The 2,712-nt window shown below is 69.2% G+C and carries 2 protein-coding genes and 1 pseudogene; 1 reads left to right on the top strand and 2 read right to left on the bottom strand.

Going from position 1 to position 2,712, the window contains the following annotated elements:
* A partial coding sequence (locus tag RIF89_RS13665; RefSeq protein ID WP_309069635.1) for an MFS transporter occupies positions 1 to 768 on the bottom strand: 768 nt, incomplete at its 3' end.
* Positions 768 to 1,700 (bottom strand): heme o synthase, encoded by a 933-nt coding sequence (locus RIF89_RS13660; RefSeq protein ID WP_309069634.1) that lies wholly within the window; start codon positions 1,698 to 1,700, stop codon positions 768 to 770. The genes RIF89_RS13665 and RIF89_RS13660, both read right to left, overlap by 1 nt.
* A gap of 292 nt (positions 1,701 to 1,992) precedes the next feature.
* Between RIF89_RS13660 and RIF89_RS13655 the strand changes: the two are divergent.
* Positions 1,993 to 2,712, top strand: a pseudogene (locus RIF89_RS13655) (transketolase); the annotation flags it as partial.

Below are 2,712 nucleotides of genomic sequence, written 5' to 3'. Positions count from 1 at the left end.
CACCAGCGCGACGAACAGCACTGCGAGCGCGGCGAGCGACCACCACCGCGCGGGCGGATCCTCAGGCGAACCGGTCGTGAACAGGAACGGCAGCATGAGCGAGAGCACCGCACCGCCGAACAGCACGACGCCGACCGGGTCCAGCTCGAGCCGGCGGCCCGTCCCCCGCGATCCGGGCAGCAGGCGCAGCGCGAAGAAGATCGCGATCAGACACAGCGGCACGTTCATCCAGAACAGCGAGCGCCAGCCCGCATCCTCCCCGGCGATCGCGATCGTGATGCCGCCGACGAGGGGTCCCAGCGCCGTCGCGAGGCCGATCGTCGCGCCGAACATGCCGAAAGCGCGTCCGCGGTCGCGCCCCTGGAACATCTGCTGGATCAGCCCCATCACCTGCGGCATGTGTATGCCCGCCGCGACGCCCTGCGCGACGCGACCGAGCAGCAGGACCATGGCGTTCGGCGCCAGGGCGCAGGCCGCGCTCGCAAGCGTGAACAGCGACAGGCCCACGACGAACAGCGTGCGCCGCGACCGCTGATCGCCGACGCGCCCCATCGGCACCATGAGCAGCGCGAGGGCGAGCACGTAGCCGGAGAGCACGAGCTGGAGCTCGGTCGATCCGACGTCGAAGCCGTGCTCGATCGCGGGCAGCGCGACGTTGACCTTGCTCAGATCGAGCAGGGTGATCGCCGCGACGCCCGCGCAGACCCAGAACGCCGACCACCGGCCGGTCGGCGCCTCCTGCGGATCCGATTCCTCGGAGGGCCGCATCAGAAGGGCAGCAGCGGGTCGATCGCGACGGCGAGGAAGACGAGCGTGAGGTACGTGATCGACGCGTGGAAGACGCGCATGGGACCCGGCGCCTGGCCGCGGCCCTCCGCGGCCTGCAGCACCGTGCGGTTGTACAGGCGGTGCGATTCGTACAGGAACCAGCCGCCGAACACGATCGCCGACACGGTGTACACAAGCCCCATCCCCGCAACGGGGATCAGCAGGAGCGAGCACGCGACCGTCGCCCACGCATAGAGGATGATCTGCAGACCCACCTGCACCCCGTCGCGGGTCGCGCCGAGCATGGGCACGTCGGTGTTCGCATAGTCGGCGGCGTACTTGATCGACAGCGGCCAGTAGTGCGGCGGCGTCCACAGGAACACGAGCGCGAACAGGATGAACGGGGCCCAGTCGAGCGAGTTCGCAACGGCGGCCCACCCGATCAGTACCGGGAAGCAGCCCGCGATGCCGCCCCAGACGATGTTCTGCTCGGTGCGGCGCTTGAGGATCATCGTGTAGATCACGACGTAGAAGAAGATCGCGGTCGCCGACAGCCCGGCGGTCAGCAGGTTGGTGGTGAGCAGGAACCAGACGGTCGAGACGATCGCCAGCGTCCAGGCGAACACGAGGGCCGCACGGGGCGTGATCTCGCCCGTCACGATCGGCCGCTTCTCGGTGCGCTGCATGTGCGCGTCGATGTCGCGATCGATGTACATGTTGAACGCCGCGGCCGAGCCGGCGCTCAGCGATCCGCCGATCACGGTCGCGAGCACCAGCCACAGGTTCGGCATGCCGTCGGCGGCGAGGAACATCACCGGGACGGTCGAGACCAGCAGCAGCTCGAGCACGCGGGGCTTGGTGAGTGCGACGTAGGCGCGGATCTTGCGACCCAGACTCGTCGACGTCGAGGTCTCCGGCGCGATCGTCGACATGGCGATGCTCTCCTCTGCGACCTCGGGAACGACCTTCCGATTCTAGGGCATGCTCGTCCCCTCACGACGCGCGCCACCCACTCGTGAGCGTCGCGTCACCCAGCCGTCACCGCCCCGTCTCCTGGCACGCGATCGGAGATGTCACGCTGCGTCTCGGGACACGTTCCCCGTGATTTCCCCGGCGCTATGCTGGGGGCACACGCGCGCTCCGCGCCGCTGCTCCACCCCGTGCTCACACGGCCATCACGAGCGGCCGCGCCGGCGCCACTACCCCACCACGAAAGGCGATCCGGTGACGGAACTGCGTTGGGATGAGATCGACAGGCGCGCCGTGGACACGGCCCGCGCCCTTGCGGCGGACGCCGTCGAGAAGGTCGGAAACGGCCACCCCGGTACGGCGATGAGCTTGGCCCCCGCGGCCTACCTGCTGTACCAGCGGGTCATGCGCCACGACCCGACCGATGTCCATTGGCCGGGACGCGACCGCTTCATCCTGTCGGCGGGTCACTCGTCGCTCACGCAGTACGTGCAGCTCTACCTGGGCGGTTTCGGCCTCGAGCTGGACGACCTGAAGGCGCTGCGCACGTGGGGCTCGCTCACGCCGGGTCACCCCGAGTACCGCCACACCGACGGTGTGGAGATCACGACGGGCCCGCTCGGCCAGGGCCTGGCCTCGTCGGTCGGCTTCGCCTACGCGGCGCGCTACGAGCGCGGCCTGTTCGACCCCGAGGCTCCGGCCGGTGAGAGCCCGTTCGACCACCACGTGTACGTGATCGCGTCCGACGGCGACATCCAGGAGGGCGTCACCAACGAAGCCTCCTCGCTCGCGGGGCACCAGCAGCTCGGCAACCTCGTCGTGATCTACGACGCCAACCAGATCTCGATCGAGGACGACACGAACGTCGCCTTCACCGAGGACGTCGCCGCCCGCTACGAGGCGCTCGGCTGGCACGTGCAGACGGTCGACTGGAAGAAGACCGGCGAGTACGTCGAGGACGCGGCCGAGCTGTTC

The organism is Microbacterium sp., from assembly GCF_031178525.1.
Taxonomy (GTDB): Bacteria; Actinomycetota; Actinomycetes; order Actinomycetales; family Microbacteriaceae; genus Microbacterium.
Note: the sequence above shows the minus strand (reverse complement) of the source record. Positions and strands in the feature narration are given on the sequence as shown.

What these genes read in the sequence shown, in the direction of transcription:
- RIF89_RS13660 (WP_309069634.1), bottom strand. Translation starts at nt 1,700, where the DNA reads ATGTCGACGATCGCGCCGGAGACCTCGACGTCGACGAGTCTGGGTCGC.